The 23,217-nt window shown below is 59.7% G+C and carries 15 protein-coding genes and 8 pseudogenes; 9 read left to right on the top strand and 14 right to left on the bottom strand.

The genetic code is table 11. The features are described 5' to 3' along the window. Positions 1-22: 22 nt before the first annotated feature. Positions 23-281 (bottom strand): annotated as a pseudogene (locus OMK73_RS03315) (hydroxyquinol 1,2-dioxygenase); the annotation flags it as partial. A gap of 314 nt (positions 282-595) precedes the next feature. After that, positions 596-1,882, bottom strand: a complete 1,287-nt coding sequence (locus OMK73_RS03310) for a transposase (RefSeq protein WP_267600424.1) — start codon at positions 1,880-1,882, stop codon at positions 596-598. Positions 1,883-2,081: 199 nt separating this feature from the next. Between OMK73_RS03310 and OMK73_RS03305 the strand changes: the two genes are divergently transcribed. The 4 genes and pseudogenes from OMK73_RS03305 to OMK73_RS38750 form a co-directional block, all read left to right on the top strand. Next, positions 2,082-3,713 (top strand): Mu transposase C-terminal domain-containing protein, encoded by a 1,632-nt coding sequence (locus OMK73_RS03305; protein WP_267600669.1) that lies wholly within the window; start codon positions 2,082-2,084, stop codon positions 3,711-3,713. A 5-nt stretch (positions 3,714-3,718) separates the two neighbouring features. After that, a complete protein-coding gene (locus OMK73_RS03300) occupies positions 3,719-4,588 on the top strand; it encodes a TniB family NTP-binding protein (protein ID WP_267600668.1) in 870 nt (289 codons plus the stop codon). Positions 4,589-5,637: 1,049 nt separating this feature from the next. Further along, on the top strand, positions 5,638-6,762 hold the full coding sequence (locus OMK73_RS03295) for a Fic family protein (RefSeq protein WP_267600667.1): 1,125 nt from the start codon (positions 5,638-5,640) through the stop codon (positions 6,760-6,762). Positions 6,763-7,019: 257 nt separating this feature from the next. Continuing rightward, positions 7,020-7,156 (top strand): annotated as a pseudogene (locus OMK73_RS38750) (IS6 family transposase); the annotation flags it as partial. A gap of 192 nt (positions 7,157-7,348) precedes the next feature. Here the strand turns inward: OMK73_RS38750 and OMK73_RS03290 are convergent. The 8 genes and pseudogenes from OMK73_RS03290 to OMK73_RS03255 all read right to left on the bottom strand — a co-directional run. Next, a pseudogene (locus OMK73_RS03290) lies at positions 7,349-7,783 on the bottom strand (trimeric intracellular cation channel family protein); the annotation flags it as partial. Beyond that, positions 7,783-9,047 (bottom strand): annotated as a pseudogene (locus tag OMK73_RS03285) (M20 family metallopeptidase). The pseudogenes OMK73_RS03285 and OMK73_RS03290, both read right to left, overlap by 1 nt. A gap of 451 nt (positions 9,048-9,498) precedes the next feature. Continuing rightward, positions 9,499-10,461, bottom strand: a complete 963-nt coding sequence (locus tag OMK73_RS03280; RefSeq protein ID WP_267600666.1) for a hypothetical protein — start codon at positions 10,459-10,461, stop codon at positions 9,499-9,501. Between the two features lie 652 nt (positions 10,462-11,113). Further along, positions 11,114-11,497, bottom strand: a pseudogene (locus tag OMK73_RS03275) (cytochrome ubiquinol oxidase subunit I); the annotation flags it as partial. Positions 11,498-11,566: 69 nt separating this feature from the next. Continuing rightward, positions 11,567-13,207 carry a GMC family oxidoreductase gene (locus OMK73_RS03270; RefSeq protein WP_267600664.1) on the bottom strand — a complete coding sequence of 547 codons (1,641 nt, stop codon included), beginning with the start codon at positions 13,205-13,207 and terminating at the stop codon, positions 11,567-11,569. Then, positions 13,200-13,718 carry a sugar dehydrogenase complex small subunit gene (locus OMK73_RS03265; RefSeq protein WP_267600663.1) on the bottom strand — a complete coding sequence of 173 codons (519 nt, stop codon included), beginning with the start codon at positions 13,716-13,718 and terminating at the stop codon, positions 13,200-13,202. Before OMK73_RS03265 ends, OMK73_RS03270 begins: the two co-directional genes overlap by 8 nt. Before the next feature lie 81 nt (positions 13,719-13,799). Further along, a pseudogene (locus tag OMK73_RS38745) lies at positions 13,800-14,974 on the bottom strand (porin). An 83-nt stretch (positions 14,975-15,057) separates the two neighbouring features. Then, positions 15,058-16,449 carry a cytochrome c gene (locus tag OMK73_RS03255; RefSeq protein ID WP_267600661.1) on the bottom strand — a complete coding sequence of 464 codons (1,392 nt, stop codon included), beginning with the start codon at positions 16,447-16,449 and terminating at the stop codon, positions 15,058-15,060. Positions 16,450-17,266: 817 nt separating this feature from the next. On the opposite strand from OMK73_RS03255, the gene OMK73_RS03245 reads away from it, so the two are divergent. From OMK73_RS03245 to OMK73_RS03235, 3 genes are all read left to right on the top strand, one after another. Then, a complete protein-coding gene (locus OMK73_RS03245) occupies positions 17,267-17,500 on the top strand; it encodes a sigma 54-interacting transcriptional regulator (RefSeq protein WP_420715452.1) in 234 nt (77 codons plus the stop codon). A 241-nt stretch (positions 17,501-17,741) separates the two neighbouring features. Continuing rightward, positions 17,742-18,023, top strand: a complete 282-nt coding sequence (locus OMK73_RS03240; protein WP_267600658.1) for a hypothetical protein — start codon at positions 17,742-17,744, stop codon at positions 18,021-18,023. Further along, positions 17,932-18,327 carry an isochorismatase family protein gene (locus OMK73_RS03235; RefSeq protein ID WP_267600656.1) on the top strand — a complete coding sequence of 132 codons (396 nt, stop codon included), beginning with the start codon at positions 17,932-17,934 and terminating at the stop codon, positions 18,325-18,327. The genes OMK73_RS03240 and OMK73_RS03235 overlap by 92 nt, the downstream gene beginning before the upstream one ends. A gap of 1,341 nt (positions 18,328-19,668) precedes the next feature. Here OMK73_RS03235 and OMK73_RS03225 read toward each other — a convergent pair. The 4 genes and pseudogenes from OMK73_RS03225 to OMK73_RS03210 form a co-directional block, all read right to left on the bottom strand. Next, positions 19,669-19,881: a tripartite tricarboxylate transporter substrate-binding protein gene (locus tag OMK73_RS03225; RefSeq protein ID WP_267600653.1), complete on the bottom strand. Its 213-nt coding sequence runs from the start codon at positions 19,879-19,881 to the stop codon at positions 19,669-19,671. A 73-nt stretch (positions 19,882-19,954) separates the two neighbouring features. Further along, positions 19,955-20,212 (bottom strand): annotated as a pseudogene (locus OMK73_RS03220) (aldehyde dehydrogenase family protein); the annotation flags it as partial. A gap of 38 nt (positions 20,213-20,250) precedes the next feature. Further along, a complete protein-coding gene (locus tag OMK73_RS03215; protein ID WP_267600736.1) occupies positions 20,251-20,475 on the bottom strand; it encodes an aldehyde dehydrogenase family protein in 225 nt (74 codons plus the stop codon). A gap of 298 nt (positions 20,476-20,773) precedes the next feature. Beyond that, positions 20,774-21,708: pseudogene (locus tag OMK73_RS03210) on the bottom strand (tyrosine-type recombinase/integrase); the annotation flags it as partial. A 697-nt stretch (positions 21,709-22,405) separates the two neighbouring features. Here OMK73_RS03210 and OMK73_RS03205 point away from each other — a divergent pair. Both OMK73_RS03205 and OMK73_RS03200 read left to right on the top strand, forming a co-directional pair. Then, positions 22,406-22,639 carry a hypothetical protein gene (locus OMK73_RS03205; protein ID WP_267600651.1) on the top strand — a complete coding sequence of 78 codons (234 nt, stop codon included), beginning with the start codon at positions 22,406-22,408 and terminating at the stop codon, positions 22,637-22,639. A gap of 129 nt (positions 22,640-22,768) precedes the next feature. Further along, the gene (locus OMK73_RS03200) at positions 22,769-23,116 is read left to right on the top strand and encodes a hypothetical protein (RefSeq protein WP_267600649.1); all 348 of its coding nucleotides are present in this window, start codon (positions 22,769-22,771) and stop codon (positions 23,114-23,116) included. Positions 23,117-23,217 lie beyond the last annotated feature (101 nt).

Below are 23,217 nucleotides of genomic sequence, written 5' to 3'. Positions count from 1 at the left end.
TGGTCATGCAGAGTGTCGGGGTTCAGGCGTAAGCGCCGTCAAGATAGGGGGTCGACGCTGCGGGCCGGGTCCGCCGAGGGCCCCGTGCGGTCCATGCCGGCCAGGGTACGAGCACCGCCGTAGTACGTGCGGGCGCCGTCGTAGTACGGATCAACGGCTCGCGCACCGTCCGTGAACGGATCGACAGCACGTGCCCCATCGCTGTACGGGCTGCGGGCCTCTTCCACCGAACGGGCACCGTCGGTGAAGGGGGCTCGCGCACCCACATGGGACGGTCCAGCTGTTGCCGATCGCTAATTCGGCCAGCGGTGACCGCTATATCCGCTAATGATCACATCGATCTAACTGATTGATCCATAAGCGATTTTTACTTCGTTGTGGCGTATATCACTGTTGTTCACAGGCAACGCGTTTTGGGACGCCGCGTCCACTAATTCCGCCAACGCAGTCGACTGTTCAGTAAATCGTCTAGTGTATGTAACTCAACATTAGACATGCGAATGGCTGCCTCACCGGCTGCGACGGTGGTCGTCAACGAGGCGATTTGGCAATGGAAACAGCGATGAGACGCCGTCAGAAGCGCGCGCGGGCAATCCTACGAGGTCGGTCGCGTGTCGTTGCGTGGCGTTGGCCACTGGAATTTCTGGGACTTGCGATTCAGGCCGTCGCGAAACGCAAGTCCGGTAAATTCCATGCGCAGCCACTGCGTGACCAGACCGGCCGTGACGGGCTGATTCATGCGCCATGGTGCGACCGCGTTCATCGGGAAGGTCTCGACAAGCACCAGACTCAGCAGTTGGTTCAAAGTCCAGGCCATCGAGCGAATTTGCATCCACAACTCCAGCACGGTGCGCGATTGCTGCCAGAGATTGCTCACGCCGAACCAGCGCTTGAGATTGTGAAACAGCGGTTCTATGCCCCAGCGGCGCGCGTACAACTGCACGATCTCCTGGGCGCTCAAGTCCGTTTCGCTCGCGAGCAGCAGACGGGGCTTGGTCCAGGCCTGTTTCTTCGCATCGAAGAACTGGCACCAGACGGCACGCACCAACGCGCCCTTGAGGAAGCGCGCGCGGGCCTCGGCAGAGCGCAGGCGAACCTGCTGGTCTTTGCCATAGAGCGGCATGCGCAGTTCGATCGCGGGCAGTGCTTCGATGGCCTCGGCGTTCAGGCGCTCGCCATAGATGCGCTTGCGACCACGTCTGGGTGTGGTTGGCGGTGGCGGCACGAGAAACAGCGCGGTGTCGATGCGCGCCTGTCCAATCACGTGCATTTGTCTGCGCAGCAAAGGCAATACCAGGCGGGCGCGCATGAACCACGAATCGAACAGTACGCGCACCGGCTTGTTGGCCACGCCCGCCAGAGAGCGGACCAGCACCAGCGCGATTTTCAGCTTGTTGCGGTTGCCGGTGTTTGGCACCAGCCGCGAGAGAATTGGCAGCACCAGGTTGACCCCGCCGTTGCCCAGCGCGCTCACGCCCAGCGTAACCCAGCACTGGGCCCGTATGAATTGCGGCCGATTGATCTTGCGGCTGTGGTCGTGGCGATACGCGCAACCGGGCGCCTGCTCCGAGGAGCGCGGCACCAGTGTATCGTCGATGACCAGTGTCAGCACATCGCATGGCAGCACTGTGAGCACCAGCAAGAACAATTGGCGGGCCAAACGCACGGTGCGCAAGCTGCCGCGCCCGAGAAGCTTGTAGTAGGTCGTCCAGTGCCTGCGTCGCGCGATGGCGCTGATAGCGCGCGTCACCCAGCCTTCTGGCGAAACCATACAGCCGCACAGCAGCTCGACAAAGCTCCCGCGAGAGCGAATTGGCACGGCCAGAAGCAGAAGGTTGATCCATTCGGACAGACACAGTCGTACACGGTTGGACAAAGACATGGGCAATCGCAAGAGGACCGAAAACGATCCTCATTGGCCGCCGCGCTGCTTGCGCTAAAACCCGCGCAAGCAGCGCGGCGGCCACACGATCATTGCCCCATGTCAAGCATTTTTCGATTTCTTGAATCCGTTTCCAACCCGCTCGTTGAGCGGGCCTGAATGTCTAAAGTTGAGTGTATGTAAGACCACGGTCTTGAACATGGCGATGAGGATTGCAACGAAGCGCGAACTGGCGATTGCGAGGGTCTTACGTCCGCTTGGGACGGCTCCTCTCTCGCTCAAGCAAGCTGAGAACGCTGGCAAATTGCTTGGAATCCATTGGGCTACGGTTTATCACTTGCGCCGCCGCTTCCTCGCGGATCCTGTGGCGAGCGCGTTGATACCTAATGACCGAGGTCCAAAAGTGGGGAAGCTGCGTCTAGCAGCGACTGTCGAGGAAATCGTGAGTGAGGTGCTTACCGATTGGCTGCCGCGACAGCTTCATCTCGCTCATCCGCTTTTCGAGCTCGACGTCGAAATCCGGAAGCGATGCGCAGCGGAAAATGTTCGTTCGCCAAGCAGATCTACCATTTCGCGGCGCTGGGCCGCTCTTCGGAAAGAAGAGGCCCTTCGGCTCGCAACGCTGCCGGGTTCTGAGATTCCGCCAGGTCATCTTGTGGCGCGCTGTCCGATGGATATCGTGCAGATCGATCACACGCTGGCCGATTTGATCCTGGTGGACGATACATGCCGACGCCCAATTGGTCGGCCATGGCTAAGCATTGCCCTTGACGTCTCGACAAGATGTGTCGTGGGCATGTATGTGGGGATGGACCGCCCCAACGCGGCAACGGTCGCGTTGCTACTGACCCGCGTTGTCTTGCCAAAGGATGGCTGGCTCGCCAGCGTCGATGTTAGCGCCGATTGGCCTATGCACGGTATTCCACAGCTACTTCACCTCGATAATGCGGCCGAATTCAAAAGCAGGGCATTGCGAGCGGGGTGTCGGGAGTACGGTGTTGAACTGATGTACCGACCTGCAGGAAGGCCGTACTTCGGGGGACATATCGAACGCTTGATGAGGACCATCATGGAACGTGTCCATAGCCTGCCAGGGTCGACTGGATCGTCCCCCAAGGGGCGCAAGGCCCGACCGCCGGAAAAGGAAGCCTCCTTGACGATCCGGGAGTTTGAGCGGTGGCTAGTTCTCGAGATTGCGGAACGCTATCACCACAACGCACACCGCGGGCTGCAGGGAGCCACTCCGTTTTCGGAGTGGGCAGCGGCGGGTAGGAAGACGCCTCCACGCTTACTTCCCAATGCGGCGCCTGAACCACTGCGCTTCCTAATCCAGTTCTTGCCGATGACCTATCGGACCGTGCAGTCAGATGGGCTGACGCTGTTCTACCTTCGATACTGGCACCCAATATTCGCAGCCTGGCGGGCGGCAAAGCAGAAAGTTATTGTAAGGTACCATCCTGAGGATCTCTCTAGAATCTTTGTCGGTGTCGACGGAAAGCACTACGTTGAAGCGACATTTGCGGACCTGCGCCGTGGCCGAGTGTCATTGTGGGAGCAGCGCAGTGCGTTACGGCGCTTACGATCCCAAGGCAAAGAATATGTCACCGAAGGAAGGGTATTTGACGCGATTGACGAACAGCGTCGGATTGTCTCCCGCGCGGGATCGCAAACATTGGGGGCAAGCCGTCAAGGCGAAGCGCTGAAGGAACTGGCACCTCAGATTCTTGGCGAGGCGCCAAACCTGATGCTTGCAAATGCATTGGACAAGCGGTCTGAGCCGGCAGTGGATTACAACAAGCCGCCCTCAGTGTTCAATGTCGAGTTCCTGTAATCGCGATGCGCGCGCTGCTAACACATCTGCTACCGGCCGCGAGAGAACTGGCTCAGTGCGACGATGGTGTCAGAATTAAAGGCTTGGCACGTAACCATTGGATAGACTACCCGCGCGCTACCCAAGCGCTGGAGATTCTCGAGCGTCTCCTGCAAACACCTCAGCGAGAGCGTATGCCGTGCCTGTTGCTGCACGGAGATTCCAACATCGGGAAGACGCAGATTGTCTCGAAATTCCAGCGTCGTCATCCGCCCGAGTATGACGAGGAGAGGGGCGTCGAGTTGCGAAGCATTGTTGCCATGCAGATGCCACCGACACCCGAGCAGCCCCGGTTCTATTCTTCATTGCTCTTTGAACTGGGCGCTCCCTTCAATGTGGCGGCAAGGCTATCTGCACTTGAGAACCTGGGTCGCGCACTGCTTCGAAAGGTTTCGGCGCGCATGCTGATCGTGGACGAGGTTCATCACTTGCTGGCCGGCAACTATCGGGAGCAGCGCGCATCCTTGAATCTGCTGAAGTTCCTCGCCAATGACTTGAAAATCGCTGTTGTCCTAGTTGGCACTCAAGACGCCGTCATGGCGCTCCAAACGGATCCCCAGATGGTCAGTCGATTCGCCCGTCTCGAGGTGCCGAGATGGCAGGAGACGGAGGCATTTCGCTCTCTTCTTGCCGCCTTCGAGATGATTTTGCCGCTTCGACGTCCGTCGAATCTCGCACGGCGAGAGACGGTACATGCCATTCTGACTGCAAGTGGAGGGCTAACGGGGGAAGTGTCGCGCGTCTTGTCTGTTTCCGTAGAACTCGCGATCCGGGATGGGCAGGAGGCCATCGACGTTGGTCACATAGAGAATGCAGCGCGAACCCTGCTCTCCTGAGGACGTCAGGCCTTGGCCCGTTGCTCCGCGTCCATTCGACGACGAAGCGTTTGGCGGTTGGCTCGGTCGCCTGGCCGCAAGGTATCAGATCAGTGTTGACCAGTTGTGGCAGATTGGCAACCTTGGTGCGTTTCCAGCGTTGACCAATACTGGCTGGCTTCTATTCCCCCGATTGACGAGCAGGCACTGTGCCGCCTTGCGCTGCTGACTCATATTGGTATCCCAAGGCTCGAGGCACTTCAAACACCTATGGCGTGGGTGTCAGACCGAGATCGGCTCCCATACTGTTTCGACTGCGTTGTTCTGAATCCCGTCGATGTTTTCTCGCCTCGCTGGAAGCGGGATTGGCTAGATCCGCACACGGCTGTTTGCCAAGTCGCTGGCCATAGACTGAATGCGCTCCCGCCATGCACGCTACGCATCTGCCGCAACCTCACGGCGGTGCTCCGTACGATTGGCAAGCGTCAGCGCAAGGGCGGGTAAAAGCGTTCAGATCTCTGCATTGGCGGAAATTGTGACCGCCATTGGCGGAAATAGCGATCTGCAACACTTGCTCATCCGTCCGCCGTCCCGGCAGAACTAAACCGCGCTGGCCGGGCGTCGGGAAAACGGATTCTTTCACGAACGTGAATATTCGTCGGGAGTGCCGGCGCCTGAGTCCAACCGAACCGCATCTTGCTTCGTGTGGGCTTGTTCCACGGTGCTGGGCTTCCCGCCGATCCGGTGCCGTTCGTGCGTGGCCGCATGCCCGGCATCGTCCTCCGGCAGGTAGGGCGAGTGGCCAAAGGCAGGGGGCAAATCCGGCGGGATCGGAGAGCATTGCGTACTGACTCCATCGGGGAACCTCCATGCGTATCCTGATCGAGACATGCATTGACGGGGAGCGGCAGCAGTTGACCGATCATGCGCGTGATGGGTATGTGCCTGGATCGTACCCGCGCTAGGCGACCGGCCAGCGTTGCCTTCCTGCAGTGAATATCCAGGGCAATCACCGCACCATATGCGGCGAATAACTTGCGTCCGCGGAGAAAGCAGATCATAATCTCCGCATGGAAAGCGGAGATTACACATACATCTGGCAGGCCGGTGACTGGCCAAGCTGGCACTACGATCTGACTGCCCTGGCAGGGCCTATGGCCGAGGTGAGTCGCGCCCAAGGACTGCTGACGGGGCGCTTGGCGGATGTCGGCATGGCTCTGCGCGATCAGGCGAGTCTCGCGGCGCTCACCGAGGACGTGGTCAAGACCAGCGAGATCGAGGGCGAACATCTCAGCGTTGCATCCGTGCGTTCGTCCATCGCGCGCCGCTTGGGCGTGGACATCGGCGCACTGGCCCCAGTCGATCGTCACGTCGAAGGCGTGGTTGAAATGGTGCTCGATGCGACCGCCAATTGCCTTGCACCGGTCACCCGGGAGCGATTGTTCGGCTGGCATGCCGCGCTGTTTCCCACCGGCTACTCCGGCCTTGCCCGGATCAAGGTCGGTGGCTGGCGTGACGACACAAGCGGTCCGATGCAGGTGGTGTCCGGCCCCGTCGGCCGACAACGTGTGCATTTCGAAGCACCGCCAGCCAATCGCCTGGAAGCCGAAACAAGCCGATTTCTTGACTGGGTCAATGGCGCATCGAACGATCCACCTCTGCTCAAGGCAGGCCTCGGCCATTTGTGGCTCGTTACCTTGCATCCGTTTGACGACGGCAACGGCCGTATAGCCCGTGCGATCGGCGACCTGCTGCTGGCGCGCGCCGATGGCAGCCCGCAGCGTTTCTACAGCCTGTCGGCGCAGATCCAGCGGGAGCGCAAGGTCTACTACGATATCCTGGAGCGGACCCAGAAGCGGTCGATGGATGTCACCGAGTGGCTGGCCTGGTTCCTCGATACGCTGCATCGCGCCCTCGATCAGGCGCAGGACACCCTTGATGCCGTGCTGATCAAGACGCGGTTCTGGCGGCGCTGGGCGACCACGCCACTGAACGAGCGGCAGGTGAAATTGCTCAATCGGCTGCTCGATGGCTTCGAAGGAAAGCTCACCAGCTCCAAGTGGGCGGCGATCGCCAAATGCTCGCCAGACACCGCGCTGCGCGACATCACTGATCTGCTCGCACGTGGCCTATTGCGGAAATCGGATGCAGGCGGGCGCAGCACCAGCTATGAGTTGAATGAACTATCCGAGTAGGCACGCCTGTGGGAAAATGACTTGGCTCGTGGGTGGAGCTGTGCCTTCATGGACTCTTGCCGACGCATTCGGAAGGAGACCAAGATGGGTTTCGTTCACCTCAAGGGAGTAGCCAGAAAACAGCGAGGGCAAATCCGGCAGATAATGCGGGCATTGTGTACTTAATGGGCAGGCTGCTGCTACGCAGGATCGCCCGTCTTGAATTATCAAACGGGTTCTCTCGTCGGGGCTACCACCGCCGCCTCGCGAGGCCACAGTGGCGGGCGGTCGACGAGCACGGCGCCGAACGGGACGTCCTGTTGCAGAAGCGGCGCGACTAGCTCACAGCCAGATTCGTTCCTGTTCCGTGCCTCGCAAGATCGTCCCGCTTCAATATCGGCAAGTTGACAGTGCCCTGACTACGCAACATCCGTTTTACGGACAACAGGAAGGCTCCAGGAATAGCGGAGGGCAAGCAGGCGGATTGCGAAGCAGATGGACGCCGCAAACCAAGGCGTGACTGCCACCCCCATTCCATGAATTGTCCAAGAACTTGTATGGCTGCGCCAACCAGTGCGGCGAGTGCATAGATTTCCTTCTGCAGGATGATCGGTACGCGATTGAGCACCACATCCCTCACCACGCCACCGCCGACAGCAGTCACCATGCCGAGAACGATGGCAACCTCGATGTTGTGGTCAAGCAGCAGCGCCTTGTGTGCACCAACGACCGCAAAGAAGCCCAGTCCAAGCGAATCAAAAAAAACGACAGGATGCTGAAGGCTGTCAACGATTGGACGCGCCCAGATTGCCATCGCCGAGGCAAACACCGAGGTCGCGAGATACCGCCAATCTGAAATGCCCACCGGCGGTAACGAGCCTAGGCAGAGATCCCGAACGATTCCTCCGCCACAGGCCGTCATATAGCTGATCGCGACGACACCGAACAGATCGAGGCGCTTCTGTTCAGCAGCAAGAGCTCCGCTGACTGCAAAAGCGAAGGTACCGAACAGGTCGACCAAGGCAAAGAGACTGTGTTCCATCATGCCGCTTGCTGACCGCAAAGCCACGCAGATGCCGCCGTCAGCATGGCCTGCAGCCCCGTTTCCAGCGTTGGGTGGATGACCGGTGCGAACTTGGGCGAATGATTGCTCGGTATCTTATTGATTTGCTTTTCCTTCTTGGCCTGTGCATACACACTGGGGTCGGTACCGCCGACGAACCAGAAAACGTATGGCACATTCCACGTGCGCCCGAAGATGCTGAAGTCTTCGCTGGCAGACGCCGGAGCCGTCTCGTAGGCCTGGTCGCCAAACTGCGCTTTGAAGGCTGCCGCGATCTTCTGGGTCGACGCATCGTCGTTTTCGGTTAGCGGGTAACTGCTGAGAGTGGTGAACTCGGGCGGCCGCTCGGCATTGGAGGCATTGCACTCAGCGCAGCAAATTCGCTTGACGGACGACAGCATGTACTCGCGCACATCTTCGTCGAAGGTGCGCATATTGAGCTTGATCGTGGCATCGTCAGGAATGATGTTCTCCTTGGTGCCGGCCTGCAGCGAGCCAATGGTCAACACTGCGTTGTCCAGTGGCGAGATTTCACGCGAAACGATGGTTTGCAGGCGTAATGTGGTGGCGGCGGCCATGATCACCGGATCGATGGCGGTCTGCGGCTGTGAGCCGTGTGACCCGCGACCGAATAGTTTGATCTTCAAGCTGTCACCGGCTGACAGGATGACACCTGGGCGGTAGCAGACCGTTCCACTCAGTCCCACCATCACGTGCTGCCCCAAGATAATGTCTGGCTTGGGGAAACGCCCCTCCCCCAATCCTGAACCATGCTCGCTGCACCCCGACCGACTTCCTCGCCGGGCTGAAATACGAGCATGACAGTGCCTTTCCAGGCGTCCCGATGCCCTGCAAAAATGCGCGACGCCCCCATTAGCCAGGTCACGTGCAGGTCGTGTCCGCAGGAGTGAGCCACGCCTACCTCCACACCGTCTTCATCTTTCGCCTTGACGGTGCTGGCATAGGGCAGGCCCGTATTTTCCGCCATGGGTAGCGCATCCATGTCGGCGCGCAGCATTACGGTGGGGCCCTCGCCATTGCGCAACACGCCGACGACGCCTGTGACGCCCACCGCGCGTGTCACCTGGTAGCCCAGCGTTTCGATGTAATCGGCCGCGAGCTTGGCGGTGCGAACCTCCTGCATCGACAGCTCTGGGTGCTGGTGGATATCCTTGTAGATGGTTTCGAGTTCCGCCAGCAGCTTGCCGCCGCAGGTGGTCAGGGCTTGGACGAGCGGATTCATGGCAACCTCCGGATTGTGAACATATCGGATGCCTTACGCCATCGCGCAACAGCCATCCCGCTTGGCAGGGGGGATATATGAAGTTGCAGTATAGTGCTCAATGTACCCATCCGTGATGTAGGATTCTTCGTCGCAGCTGCCAGACAGACGTTTGGGATCCGGTTCGAACTACTCATGATTGTGTTATCAACGGCCGCGTAAATGTCACTTTGGCGACAGTTTGCAATGGCAACTCATGACCACGTGAAGTGACGCGGGGAAGGACGAAATCTTCGGCTGGCCATCCCGCCGCATTGGCAGAATTTGTGGACGCTATTAGCGGAAATAGTGGTCCTCAACAGCAGATTCACGCCGAAGGAAATTCGGGTCGATGCGCAGCAGAATGAGGGGCCAACGCAGCAGGAGTGAACAGGCTGCGGCACGGGTGAAGCGACGATGTAGCGTGATGGCTTCAGCGCAGTGCACGCTGGACGACTGCTATTGCGGCAATGACAACGCAGGTGAATGCCAACAGCGCAAACAGATTGCTGGTGGAAACCAGCGTCGCTTGCTGGTCGATCAGTTGCGACAACCGAGCAAGTTCGGTCTGGTCGATCCCCTGCGGGAAGTCAAACGGCGTCACCTTGGCAATCAGTTGCGTGCGTGCCAGGACCTCGCCAAATTGCAACCAAAGGCTCCCAAGTCCTGTTCCTCCTGCTGTGGCAATCTGTCGCACGATGTTCTTGAACTGGTAGCCATGGGCGAAATCGTCAACGTTAAAATCCGCCCACGTGAGGCCCGCTACCAGCATTAGGATGAATGGCGTCGTCAAGCTTTGCAAGGCAAGCGCGGGCAGTAGCACGTTAATCGATGCGCCCGGCATCAAGCGCTGTGATAGCAGCCAGGCTGATCCTGCGAACAACAGGTAGCCAATCGCAATGTAGCGCCTCGCACCAACCAGATGCGCGCTGCCGAAGGTGAAAGCCAAGGCTGCGGCAAAGCCTATCAGACTGGTCGTGGTCAACACCATGCCGGTGGTCTGGAATGTAAAGCCTAGCCCGCCCTGTAGCATGGTGGATACCACATAGGTCCACAGCCCATTCAGGAAGTAATAGATCGCGTAAAAGGCCAGCCCGACCAGAAAGCGGCGACCTAGCAGCAGCTCGGGGTCAAGCCAGGGGTCGGGGTGCCCGTGCAAGTGAGCGAAGGCAGCAGCAAAGAAAACCAGGCCGATAATTGGGGTAAGGGCAATTGAGGGCGAACTGGCCAGTTCATAGAAGCGCAGGTCGCCCAGTCCGTGCAACAACGTTAGTGCACCGGCGCCGAGCAGGATGACCGTCACCCAGTCCATGTCCTGGACATCGACTTCCCACGGCGCGCGTGTGGCGGTAAGCCGCTTCGGATAGGTCGCCAGCACAAAGATCAGTGTCAGCAAGGCGATCCCCCTGAAGAATGAAGACCATCTGCCAATTCGCACTTTCTACGAGTTGCGTCGTGATCCATGGAGCCAGGGCGACCAGGCCCATGGAGCCAATATTGAAGCCGATGAAAAGCGGGCGTCGCTCCTCGCGCGCTGCGGCGATCTGGATGATGATGCGCGAAGCCGCAAACAGCCCCCAGCTCCGAATCCCTGGACAGCACGCGCAAGACTCAATTCCAGCGAATTACGAGAGAGTGCGCACAGCACAGCGCCGAGGCCGGCCACTGCCAGGCCCGAAAGCGTGAACCCACGATAACTAATGTCGCGGGCCAGGCGGCGCAGCATCAGATTGGCGACTACCGCGGCCGCCGCATAGGAAGTCATGCTCCAGAGGAAATCTTCTGGCGAAGCATGCACCCCCCCGAATGTGGGTGCCCGCGACCCCCATCATTGCCGATGCCCAGAAGTCGACGCCGGTGGAACAGCCGAGCGCTAGCCCGATCAGATAGACCCGCACCGCGGAGAGGTCCGGATGCATGCTCAGCAGAGCCTTGCTAGACGTCATGGTGGTCGGGAAATCAGCTCAAGTGATTTTCAAATTATTTTCATTGGTTGTCTCCATGACAACCAGGCTAGTTTTCCGCCCACTGAACGCTGGCGGCTCTTAGTGCAACCCGGGACCTACCTTGTTCAAGCCGAACAGCATGACACCGAGGAATCCCGCCTCCAGGAAGAACGCGGTCAGCACTTCATAGGTGAGCAGGGGACCGGTGATGCCGCCGGCGAATTCAGAGAAGAAGCTCCAGTTGGTGCCGAACTGGTACGCCATCACGAGGCCGGAAACCACCCCCATCCCAAAGTTGACGGCGAAAATCTTCGACCAGAAGTGATAGAGATCGCGATACACCGTTTCCTGCGTACGGAGCCAGCAGCCCTCCAGTACAACAAGATAGCTTGCCATGCCAACCGTAATGGCCGGGAAGATGATGTGGAAGGAAATGGTGAAGGCAAACTGCGTGCGTGCTAGTTCGAGTGCCGTCAAACCGAACATATGGAGTCTCCAAGCCGCATCTCGCGTTGACCTTCGTACTGCGGGTCACTGGCGCATGCGACATTCACTTCAGCCAGCGGGCTTTGATTGATCTCCAACTGGCGTTGGCCGGCTCGCCTGTTCCGACAGAATGTGTTGGGCCGTCCGCAAGGCCATGGCGAGGCCGTTTTCCGTCGAGTTGCAGGTACCGGCAGTCGGTAACACTCCAGTGCTCACAAGAAAAAGATTCTCGTGGTCGTATGTGCGTCCCCACTGGTCGCAAACGAACTTTGCGGGGTCGTTACCCATGCTCAGCGTGCCGCAGATGTGCTGGTTGTTGGCGAAATCACCGTCCTTGCTATAGCGCAGATTGGTGCCACCCATCAGTTCGGCAACGCGTTTGAAATCGTCTTTCGACCGTTCTGCTCCTCTGCGTGTGTAGTCATCGATTGCATAGTGAGCCTGGGGTTTCGGGATACCCATTGCGTCCTTCTGATCACTCAGGGTGATCCGGTTTTCCGGGTGCGGAAGCACTTCTAGTACGTTCTTCAGGTTCATCTCCCGTGCCGCACTGTAACGCAAGCGCTTCTCGAACTCGACGCCATAGACTCCCGCACTGATCAATGCCTTCGTGGTGCCATCGACACGGGATATATTCGTGAAGTCCAGCCGGTATGGGGCGTGCTCGGAACGGAAGGCGCCGTCGCGCAGGGTGTTGATTGAGGTGGGACTCTGCGGTCCCCGTCCCAGCCACAGGTCCTCATCGGCGTCGAATGTGAGCGAGGTACTTGGGTGATCCATCAGGTTCCTGCCGACCATGTCGCTGCTGTTCGCCAGGCCCCTGGGGTATTTGTCGCTGGCCGAGAGCAATAACAGCCTTGGGCTTTCGATCCCGTTGGCCGCGACGATAAAGGTCTTGCCCGTGACGCGATGAGATCGCTTGTCCGGATCGTAGTACAGCGCTGCAGTGATCCGCCCTTTGTCGTCGTGCTCCAGCTTGTAGACGTTGGCGCTCGTCAGGATCTTGACGCCGGCAGCCTCCGCCGAAGCTGCGGCGACGCCACCATTGTATTGCGCGTCGATCGGGCAGATCGGCTGGCAACTGTTGTTGCCGCAACACGGTGGTCTGCCGTCGTAGGTGCGGCTGTTGCGCGCTGTGGTATTGCTGACCACTTCATAGGCCGGGGCGAGCCGTTCCCGAATCCGACGCATGGCCCATACTTCCGCTACTGGTTCCATCGGAAACGGTTTGCTGCGTGGCGAGCCGGTATTGGGCGCTCCCGAGACGCCCATGATTTCCTCCGCTTCCTGGTAGAACGGCTCGAGCTCATCGTAAGTGATGGGCCAGTCGACGCCAACACCATATAGGCTCTGTATCCGGAAATCGTTCGGTACATTGCGCCAGGCTTGCGCAGCCCAATGCCAGGTGCTGCCACCATACATCCGCATGTATTCGGCGGGGTAGGGGTAGGGCCCCGCTTGAATCAGGTGCCCATTGTCCTTGGGCTGGTAAATCGGGTGCGGTGCCCATGGGGCGGGCGGATAGGGCGACATCCAGTCGCTCCTGCGCGTGGAGTTCCGAAATCGTGCAACGATTTCTGCGCGAGTGATACGCGGCCCCGCCTCTAGGATCAGTACGGAGGCGCCACTCTTGACCAGTTTTCGCGCGGTCAGCGAACCGATGATCCCGGATCCAATGACGACAAAATCAGCAGAGGACTGGTCAGCCATTTTTCGCTCCTGCGTTCGGCTTCGCTGCCCAACTGCCATACACGCCATAGCAGTAGGTCGGAGGTTTCAAGACATCCGAGACGATGACGGCGTTGAGTGCGTTCTCATACGCGAAGGTTCGCACATTGTCTCCACTGCCAACCATGCCCAGGAACCACGCCGTCGCAATCTTGCGCGGTACGGCGGCCAGCGGCGACTGCTCGCTGTCCAGCACTTGCTGTAACTGAAGCGGGTCGATATTGCGCTCGTTGATCAGGGCTAGCAACTGGCGAGCGTCTGCGGGGAATTTGGCATCGTCGTCGGTCAGCGCCTGATACAGGCGCTTTGCCAGTGCGCCGTCAAGTGCCTGACGCCCCGCTATGATGGCGGATAGCGCGAGAAATGCACCCTGGTCGCCATCGGCTACGGGCTGGGCCAGCGCCCAGGGAATCAGCGAAGCTGTATAGGTAGAAAGCAAGCCGGCCAGTAACGCCCGGCGCGTGCGATTGGGCTCAGCGTCCTTGGTCGTCATTTGTTCGCGAGATTCCATAGCGATACCCGTCAAGGAAAGGATTGCTTCGCCTCCTGCGGAAGCGATTGACGCCCGGCTTGCTCAAAAATTATGCACGATGCCAAACATGCCAACAAACTGATTGCTGCCGGAAGCCGGCGTACTATTCTGCGAATCGCCCACGGTCGCCGTGGCGTTGACGATCTGTCCACGGCCGGCCGCACCGAGCGTCTGCCCGCTAGCGTGCTGGTAGGCCTGCAGCGCGTATAGCGCAGTCCGCTTCGAGAAGTGATAGGACTCCTTGAGCGACACCTGGTGATAGCGGGCGCTATCGGAAATGCCGTTCGAGGCACTGGCGCGCGTGTAGCTATAGCCGATGGCGGCGTCGAACTGCGGGGCGATATCGAAGTGGGCGATGGCGCCGTAAGTGTTGAATACAGCGGTGTCGGTAAAGAGTGAATTATTTCCGGGCTTGAACCGCACGTTTGTGTAAGTGAGTCCAAGGAGCGCCCGCCCGAGCTTGTATGTAGCCGCCGCGCCAACGTGCTGGACATCATGCGCGGACACAAAGCCGGTAGTGACCGATGAGGATCCGTAGCTGCCACTTGCATTGGGATCCAGCGCCTGCACGTTTCCGGTGTTGTACAAACGCAGATAGGCTGCCCCGATGGCAAACGGCCCATTTGCGTATTTGATACCCGAGCTGATGGAGCTGCCGCGCTGCAAGGTTCCAGGTATCTCCCCAAAGGCGTATTGCACGGCTGCGCTAAAGCCGGAAAGCAGGGGGTGACGTACTGGACAGAATTGTTGAGGCGGACAGTGGTATCCAAGGCGTCGAGATCGCCAGGATGCGCGCCTGTCGCGCCGGTCAGATACCCAACTGGACCGAGCCCGCCGAGTATTTGGTAGTAGGCGGAGTACTGGCGACCTAATGTCAGCGTCCCGGCACGCGTGTCCTGCAGGCCTACAAAGGCCTGCCGGTTAAATATCAGGCCGGAACTGGATTCCTTGCCCGAGTCGATATCAAAGCCTTCCTGCAGATCGAAAATGGCCGAGGTCGTTCCGCCGAGGGGCTCGCTACCGCGCAGGCCGAAACGCGAAGCCGAGACATTGCCGCTTCGGGTATAGAAATTGGAGTGGCCTTGCTGATTATTCGCATAGACAAGGGCATCGTCCACAATGCCGTACAGCGTGACGCTGCTTTGCGCGCTGGCCGACGCGCCAGTAAGGCAGAACAACGCGATAGCTGTGGCCTTGAGCAAATGGGATGGTTTCATCATCTCTCCAGGTGGCCTCCGCAAATACGCCAGTTTCACGTTGACGGTTCGCCCCACTGCCGTCATGCCGGCCCTGCATCAGCTTAGGTTGACCTTCTGCGCCTGCGTCGGACGACGAAAAATATCAGGCCGATGACAACAATTAGACCTACCGCCATGCTGACGCGGGCGAGGGCGACAAGACTCGAAGGCGCTCCGCCCTGCCGCAACGATTTGACTTCATCGGCTGTGACGACCGCCTTGGGATTCCCGTAGCGTTGAGTCAGGTAGGACGCCAGCGTGGCGATTTGCTGGTCGGAGAGTGAATGGGCGAATCCGGGCATCCGCAGTTCAGGCGGATCGACCTGGCGCTGAACGCCGTCCAGTATCACCATGACCAGATTGTTGGCCTTGGATCTGCCAAGCGCCGCATTGTGAAACAACGAGGGCAAGCCTCCGTCAAAACTGCCTTCCGCGTGTGCCTGGTGGCAAGTCGCACAATGGGCGTCGTAGAGTTGGGGACCGGTCATCCGGTTCAGGTCAGTGGGCAAGGGAACCCCGCGAATACTGATCAGATCGTCCGCCTTGGCACCCCATGAAGAGGCTGCACGGGTATCGGCGGCGTCGTGGATCGGGGGCACGCTCTTCAGATAGATCGCGATAGCATGCAGGTCGGCATCGTTCAGATGTCTCAGGCTGTGATCAATGGCTTCTGCCATGGGTCCGGCGGCCTGTGATTTATTCATGGCGTCACCGCTGTGCAGATAGCCGGCAATCTCCTGCTCGTTCCAACTCCCGATGCCACTGATCGCATCCGACGTGATGTTCGGCGCATACCATGTTCCCACATCACCTCCACCGAACTCACGAGCGCTATCTTCGGCCATCATGAAATTACGTGGGGTATGGCAGGCGCTGCAGTGCGCCAGCCCGCGGCTCAGGTAGGCGCCGCGGTTCCACTCAGCGCTTTTGCTCGGGTCGGAGCGGAATGGCTTGTCGTCGAGGAATAGCAGATTCCAGGCCGCCATCGACAGACGGATATTGAAGGGGAAGGGCAGGGCAGTGGGGTCGGGTGCGGCATCTACAGGCGCTACGCCATGCATGAAATAGGCGTACAGCGCTGCCGCATCGTCATCGGTCACCAGCGCATAGGACGTGTATGGCATTGCCGGATACAGACGTTGCCCGTCTGCACGCTCGCCCTTGCGCAACGCGTCGGTGAACTGTGCAAGTGTATAGTTGCCGATGCCGTGGGTTTTCGACGGAGTGATATTCGTCGAAACAATGGCACCCAGGGGCGTTGGAAGTGACAGCCCGCCTGCATAAGGCTTCCCGGCTGGCGCACTGTGGCAGGCCACGCAGTCGCCTGCCGTTGCCAGGTATTGGCCTCGTTTGATCCGATCGGCATCGCCGGCGCTCTGTGCCTCGCTGTGCGATGCATATATACCTGAGAGCGACGTCATCACGTAACTCAGGACGAGGACAAAACGAGGCATCCATCGAATCGCATGCACCCTGATCGCTCCCGCTTTCAAGTGGGGAGTGGAATCCCCCTCAATGCGATTGAGCCTAGTGTAAGGAACGAAACTGTGCAATGTACGTTCCTCATTGTGGCGCCCGTTGTACGATCCGTAGAGGGCAACGCGACCATCTTTTATCACGATTGATCTCGCCTGCCTCAACCTGGATACATTTAAAGTGTGCGCCATTCAGGATCGACGCAGGAAAACCTTAACCCTGCGCAATCCGGGACAGACGTGAATTCGCCATGCGACCCCTATTCTCAGGGCGCTCGCACTGGGCCACGAGATCCATATACCGATGGGGCTCGCACCTTAAATCGCGACTATCCTTTCGATACATCCGGTCACGCGAATGATCACCGAAACCTGTTATCCAGGGGAGGTTGATGCGCTCAGGTCTGCGCAGGGCTTCTGACTGAGAGAGTGGCACGTCGCGCAGGGGATCTTCATTACGACCTGGCAGCATTTGGGGCGCCCACATACGCTTTAAGACGTAGAACGACGTGCCACGAGACTGTCTTTCGGCATGCCAACGCACAAGATCCGAGTGCGGCCGCGCGGCTCTTTCGACCGCGCTGGCCCCAGCCACGCTTGCAGGTTGCGCCGCGTTGGGCGGTTTCCACAGCACGCAGACTGTCACCGAGCCAGCCGTCTTGGTCCGTGCCCAGAGCCTACCCTCGCGGCACGGCCGATGGCCCTCGCTTGACTGGATCGGCCAGTTCAAGGATGCGCGGTTGCGCGGGCTGGTCGACGAGGCGGTAAGAGACCGCCCTAACCTGCAGACCGCGTTCTGGAGCGATCCCAGCTCGAGCACGCTGGCGGTTCGCAGGCCAGGCGAGTGGATGTACAGGTTGTTGCCGCGACAAGCGAAGACCTCAACCGGATCGTGCTCGCCGGAAAATTCCGCGCAGACCTGTATTACAAGCTCAATGTATATCCGGTCCCGATTCCACCGCTACGCCGACGCAGGGAAGACATCCCTCAGTTGACGGAACATTTCCTCGGCAAGTACAACGCCCTGTAGAAGCTCGACTTGGCATCAAGTGCGCGAAGCCGTTGGTCTCTCAAGGTCTGCCCATTTCAAGCGCTGGAGCGGAGTCGGTGGTCGACTATGTGATCGGTCAGCGCATGAAGAAGAACGGGCATATGCGTTGGACGATGTCGGGGCCCAATACACATGCTGCATGTGAGATGTGCCATCCTCAACGGTGAGGACATACACAAGTTCAGGCGTTGGTACCCGCCTGACAAAACGTGCAGGCCGCGTGACTTATGACAAGCCGACGGCGGACAACGCCATGATGCTGTTCATCGACCACCAGATCGGCTTGATGGCTGGGCTGCGTGATTTCACGTCATTGTCCGAAATCAAGAGCAACGTGCTTGGCCTTGCGCGAGTCGCGAAGGCGATAAAACTGCCTGTGCTGCTCTCCTCGTCGAACGCCCAATGGCAAAATGGCGACACGTTGCCCGAACTCAAGGAGATTTTCTCGCCGGACCGACATTGTCAACTGCTACGAGGACCCTACCTTCCGCCAAGCACTTGAAGACCTGGTGGCAAAGACGGGGCGGCGGCACATCATCATCTCAGGCGTCACAATCGGAACCTGCTTCACATTCCCGACCCTCTCGATGCTACAAGATGGCTACAGCGTTTTCCCTGTGGTTGACGCCTGCGGCGCGTGGAACGCTTACGAGGCACAGGCTGCGATGTCTCGCATGGCGAATTCAGGTGCCTCACTGGCATCGACCTCGCACTGGCATGCGAACTACAGGCCGACTAGATGCGCCCGACTGCGAATGACATGTTGGCGCCCTTTATTCAGAACTTGCCCGAGTACGGCTTCGTAACTACAGAATTTCTGGAACAACGCAAATCAGCATGTCGTGCCAGACCCCTTCGGCATGGTCAAGTAACTGAAGAGAGGCCAATCGACACTGATGGGCGCCGGGGTATCTAGCGCTTGATCATCGCGGCGACGCGATGCAGCCGCCATCGAAACGCGCCGGTCAAGTTCGAACATTGTCGGTGCGAAGGTGCCGGCGTAGCCCGCTGCTTGGTGCTCGGTATTGAGTTCCCGTGCACGTGCCGTGCAGCGCTCGCCTTTGGGGCGATGCGTGCCCATGTCAATCGCTCTGCAAAGGGGCAGCCTTTTCTCCTGTCGCCTGTGCCGCGATTGCGCCCCTTAGCCCTCATCACGCGGGCCGCAGGCCTGAGAACGGGAGTCCCTTTAGCTAGTTCGGGTCCTTCGAAAGCGGCAACCCGCGAATGTTGCCCAAGTCATCCGTCCTGGGCTTCTAGCGGCTTGAAGGCGTACCTCGCAGCGCTACTATATAGAGGCAGGCTGCCGCACAGACATACCCGCTAAATCGGCCCAACACGTGTCTTCGCCTTGGGCTGGCCGACACATCAACTGAAACTGGGGGCGACTATGTTAAAGAGTTTGGCCATTCCGCTGACTTGCGTCACGCTGGGATCCTTCGGGATCGCTTACGCGCAGGGCGTGACTTCTCCGCGCGACCCATATTCGCAAGGAGCAGACACTGGTGTAAGGGATCCATATTCACAGGGGGCTCGCACCGGCAAATTCGACCCCTACACCGAGGGCGCGGATAAGTCCACGAAACAGGAGTTGGTGCCGAGTGCGAATGCGCCGCGCGATCCCTATACGCAGGGCGCAAACGCAGGGGCACGGGATCCGTATACGGAAGGCGCTCGCACCCTCAACCGCGATTATCCGTTCGACACATCCAGCCACGTGCAGGACCGCCGTAACCCGTACTTCCTGGGTCCCTAGCCTTAACGCCCTAGGTCCTTCTCCCGCCCAGGGCCGGGACTCCGGGTCTGCCGATGGTCGGCAGACCCGGGTGGCGGCCTCACCGGGCCGCAACCCTACGATCGGCAGCCTCCTGCCTCCTGCCTCCTGCCTCCTGCCTGCTGCCGGAATGGCCTACGATTTCCGGTGCTGACATCTCGACGAGATGTGTTCAGCGCACGCCCCCGTGGGTGGACAGGTGACCGATGACCAGCGGGAACGATTGAAAAAAGATTCTCAAGCCGCTTCTCAACCGACTACGGCGAAAGGCAGGCCTCTGCTGAGCCTCGATGTACCCTGCAACACTACACCAGTGGCTGCCGCGCTTTGCCGCGTTGCGCCGGCAGCCTTTTCGTTGACCTTCCACGAATCGAGTTTATTGAGGTTGGATTCCTGCGTTCTTTACCAGGGCCTTCCATTTCTTGGTCTCGTTATTTCCAAATTGACCGAGTTCCTCGGCAATCGCCGGATACGTCTCCAGCCCTGCGATGGCGAACCGCTGCTGCACGTCGGCAGCCTTCAGGTCTTGCAGAATGACTCGGGAGAAGACGTCGATGACGGGTTGCGGGGTGCCGGCAGGCACGTACACGCCATACCAACCAACCAGTTCGAAATCCCGATGCCGAGGCATGTTCCGACGGCTTGACGACCACGCAATTGCCGGCGGCCAGCGCCGGCGCAAGCTTGTTCGCCAGCAGCGCCAGCGGGGAATTCCAGGCTGTGATGAGGTCGACCACGCCGTATGGTTCCAGGGACAGATAGTCGAGCGTGTCCGGCTGGTCCAGGGGAATATGCTGACCGAAGAGCTTGTCCGCGTAGCCGGCGAAGTAACGCAGTTGCCGCCCGACCCAGACCATCTGCGGACGCGTTTCCCGTACGATCTTGCCGTTGTCAGTGCTTTCGATCCGCGAGCGAAGCCAGCTTCAACATCAGGGCGGCACGCTTCACGCCGGGCGTGTCACGCACGCCAACCGTTGCTAAACGCCCTGTTTGCCGCTGCGCCGGCCAGAGCGACATCCTCGGCACTGGCGTCCGGGATCTCTGCCCATACCTGGCCCGTGTAAGGATTGGTGCATTGCAGTATGCGACCGCCTGCGGAATCCACACGGTGGCCGTCCACATACAGCTGGTATCTCTGTATCACCCTTGTCTCCTGATTATTCGTCTGCCTTACGAGCGCCATATGCACATTGCTGCTGGTAATGTGCCGCGCCACGATCCAGCTTGCGCACCGAGTATATGGAGATGGGGAGAGCGGCGTCTAATACAGTTTTAAAACTTCAGTTATCTGCAAATGTCGCGCTTCAGGCGAGCACGCGTGAGCGTGCCAGCGCCCGCCACGATTACTGGAGCTAGGCGACGGCCACGAGTCTCCGGATGTGGCGGAAACGACGGCGTCATCGCGCACTCCTAGCGATCGTAGCTCCAAGAGCGCTGCGTACGGGATTCGCCGGGCTGGCCGACGCTATCGAGGGCGCCCGTCACACTCCGCGCTTCCACCCAATCCGATGCCGTTCCTGCGTGGCCTTGTGCCGCGCATCCTCTTCGCTGTGCAGGTAGGCGCTGGTGGTCGAGATGGACGAATGCCCGAAATTGTCCCTCACGAAGCGCAGGTCCACCTGCTGGTCCGTCATATGCGACCCCGCCGTATGGCGCAGCCAGTGCGCCGAGGCGCTGGCCAGCACCGCGGCCCGGCTTTCCCAATCCGGTCCGCGCGCGCGCAGGCGCTCGGCCGCCAGCGCGAAGATCTCCTTGAGCACCAGGTGCAGCGCGCCGCGCGACAAGGGTTTTTCCTTGCCAATGACCGGTAGCACGATGGGGCGATCCTCACCGGGCAATGGCATCGGCGGCAGGCCGTAGGCCTCGCGATAGCGCGCCAGCTCCACCATCATTTCGTCCGTGGCCGGCACCAGCCGCGTCTTGTCCCCCTTGCCCGTCACCTCCAGCCACCAACGCTCCAGGCCCTGGCTGTCACGCCGGCAAAAAACGCCCCCATGCGCGTGCTGGCCACCTCCGCCGCCCGCAAGCCCCCCAGGTACAGCACGGTCAGCAGCCAGCGGCAGCGCGCCGCGTGCAGGCGGTCGCGCTCGGTCGCACGTTCGAGCGTCCCCGGCATGGCGTCGATCGCGTCCTTGACCGCCTGCCACATGTCGTGACTCAGGTAGCGCGTGATACGCGGCTTGGCCGCGCCGCGCCGGCTGCGCGCCAGCGAGAGCGGGTTGCCGGCCAGGTAGCCGGCGTCGACCAGCCAGGCGAACAGGCCATTGAGGATCACCATGGTGTGGCGCGCGCTCACCGGCGAGAGCGGCCCGGCGAACGGCCGCCACGCGGGCGCGCCGCGCGCCAGCTTCTTGCGCGACGCCATGACCCAGCGCCAGGCCGGCTGCGGATCGGCCAGGAAGCGCTCGTACAGCAGCTGTTGAGGATCGTTAATTCCGCTAGCGGTGACCGCTATAGCCGCTAGCAATCACATAGCTGTAAATCATTGATCTATATGGCGAAACGGCCGTTCAGTGGCGTTTTTTGCCGTTGTGCAAGAGCAACGCCATTTTCCGTCCATGTCCAACGATTCCGCTAATGCGGCGCGGCGGATCATTAATTCGGCTAACGCGAGCTACGCCGAGCCGGCGTCGGCGAAATTCTATTGCTGGCCGGGTAGGGCGGACGGGGAGGGTGACAGTTCGGTAGAGCCATGCGTATGACCTCGCGAAAGATCCCAAAAATAGGGCTATTCTGGCGATCTGTGTTCACACAACAATCTGCGCGACGGTGAGCTCTCCATTGAAAGCGCCCGCGAGCGTCGGCAGGACAAAGGGCATCTTGCACCTTCATCGTAAATCCATCCTGGTCGGCACCCACATTTGCACAATTAGTGATCGCCATTAGCGGAATTAGCGATCTGCAACAGCTGCCCCCGTCGTACGATGACTGGGCGATCGCGCGCGGTCATTGGATCTGCGCACCGGTAAGCACACCCACTACCGGGAACCCGGGCTGGGCGAATACATGCTGTGTGACCAGTACTCGACAGGAACGCCTGCGCGCGTTCCTGCCATTCCGCTCGTCTGTTAACAGCGTGATGCTAGGATGCTTCCAAGCATTAGGAGATAGTCATGCAGCGCATTACCGAATATCGTGGGTTCGAGATTCACGTGGACTTGGTGAGCATATCGGAGGACATGTTCGATGCGTGGTTTAGTATCAGTGGCCCGTTTCGACCACCCGGTGTCGCAGCGATCGGGGAGCGCATCAAATTACACGGCGGGCCGTTTTCCCGTCGGTGGGCGCATCTGATTGCAGAATTGGCTGGCAGAGCCGCAATCGATGTCATTCTGGGTATCGAATAGCATTATGTCGCGTCGGGAAATGGTGGTACTCCATGAGGCCGTCGGATTCCATGGCAGCATTCCGTACCTCGCAGGCCCTCATGAGTGCCATGGCCTCGCGGATGGGATGACCCGGCACTCGCAGCGCGGGTGGAGCAAGTGATCCTCTTCTGCCGTGTGGCGCGTGCCAGAAAAACCGGATCATCCTGGCCGCTGAAGCGGCGCGGTCAGGTGGTCGGTTATCTCGGCGACACAACTACGCCGTCCTTCAGCGCACCAAAGAAGTCATCTGCACGGCATCACCGGCAGCATCCGTGTGAACACCACCAAGGGAATCTCAGCCAAGGCAAGCTGGAAGCAACACGGCAGGAGAAGGCGTTGCCGCTTCCGGGCGAGTATCCAATCGGGCAGGTGGTCATCTTTCACCTGCCGCTCCAATGGCATGCAGGATCTCATTCCGACTTATTCGAAGACAGGCGGCTTCGAGATCTTTCCTGAAATGCTGTACCCAATCGGTTTCATAGCCGATGGAATATTCCCTTGTCACCGGGTAGTACGTGAGAAGACGAGCGAAGATTCAGGGAGATGTGCGATGGCAT

The sequence above is a fragment of the Cupriavidus sp. D39 genome (genome assembly GCF_026627925.1).
Lineage (GTDB): Bacteria > Pseudomonadota > Gammaproteobacteria > Burkholderiales > Burkholderiaceae > Cupriavidus > Cupriavidus ulmosensis.
The sequence above is the reverse complement of the archived record's forward strand: the minus strand, read 5'-3'. Positions and strand labels throughout refer to the sequence as shown.

What these genes read in the sequence shown, in the direction of transcription:
- OMK73_RS03270 (WP_267600664.1), bottom strand. Translation starts at nt 13,207, where the DNA reads ATGGCTGACCAGTCCTCTGCTGATTTTGTCGTCATTGGATCCGGGATC.
- OMK73_RS03310 (WP_267600424.1), bottom strand. Translation starts at nt 1,882, where the DNA reads ATGTCTTTGTCCAACCGTGTACGACTGTGTCTGTCCGAATGGATCAAC.
- OMK73_RS03255 (WP_267600661.1), bottom strand. Translation starts at nt 16,449, where the DNA reads ATGCCTCGTTTTGTCCTCGTCCTGAGTTACGTGATGACGTCGCTCTCA.
- OMK73_RS03205 (WP_267600651.1), top strand. Translation starts at nt 22,406, where the DNA reads ATGCAGCGCATTACCGAATATCGTGGGTTCGAGATTCACGTGGACTTG.
- OMK73_RS03265 (WP_267600663.1), bottom strand. Translation starts at nt 13,718, where the DNA reads ATGACGACCAAGGACGCTGAGCCCAATCGCACGCGCCGGGCGTTACTG.
- OMK73_RS03235 (WP_267600656.1), top strand. Translation starts at nt 17,932, where the DNA reads ATGGCGACACGTTGCCCGAACTCAAGGAGATTTTCTCGCCGGACCGAC.
- OMK73_RS03215 (WP_267600736.1), bottom strand. Translation starts at nt 20,475, where the DNA reads ATGGCGCTCGTAAGGCAGACGAATAATCAGGAGACAAGGGTGATACAG.
- OMK73_RS03295 (WP_267600667.1), top strand. Translation starts at nt 5,638, where the DNA reads ATGGAAAGCGGAGATTACACATACATCTGGCAGGCCGGTGACTGGCCA.
- OMK73_RS03305 (WP_267600669.1), top strand. Translation starts at nt 2,082, where the DNA reads ATGGCGATGAGGATTGCAACGAAGCGCGAACTGGCGATTGCGAGGGTC.
- OMK73_RS03300 (WP_267600668.1), top strand. Translation starts at nt 3,719, where the DNA reads ATGCGCGCGCTGCTAACACATCTGCTACCGGCCGCGAGAGAACTGGCT.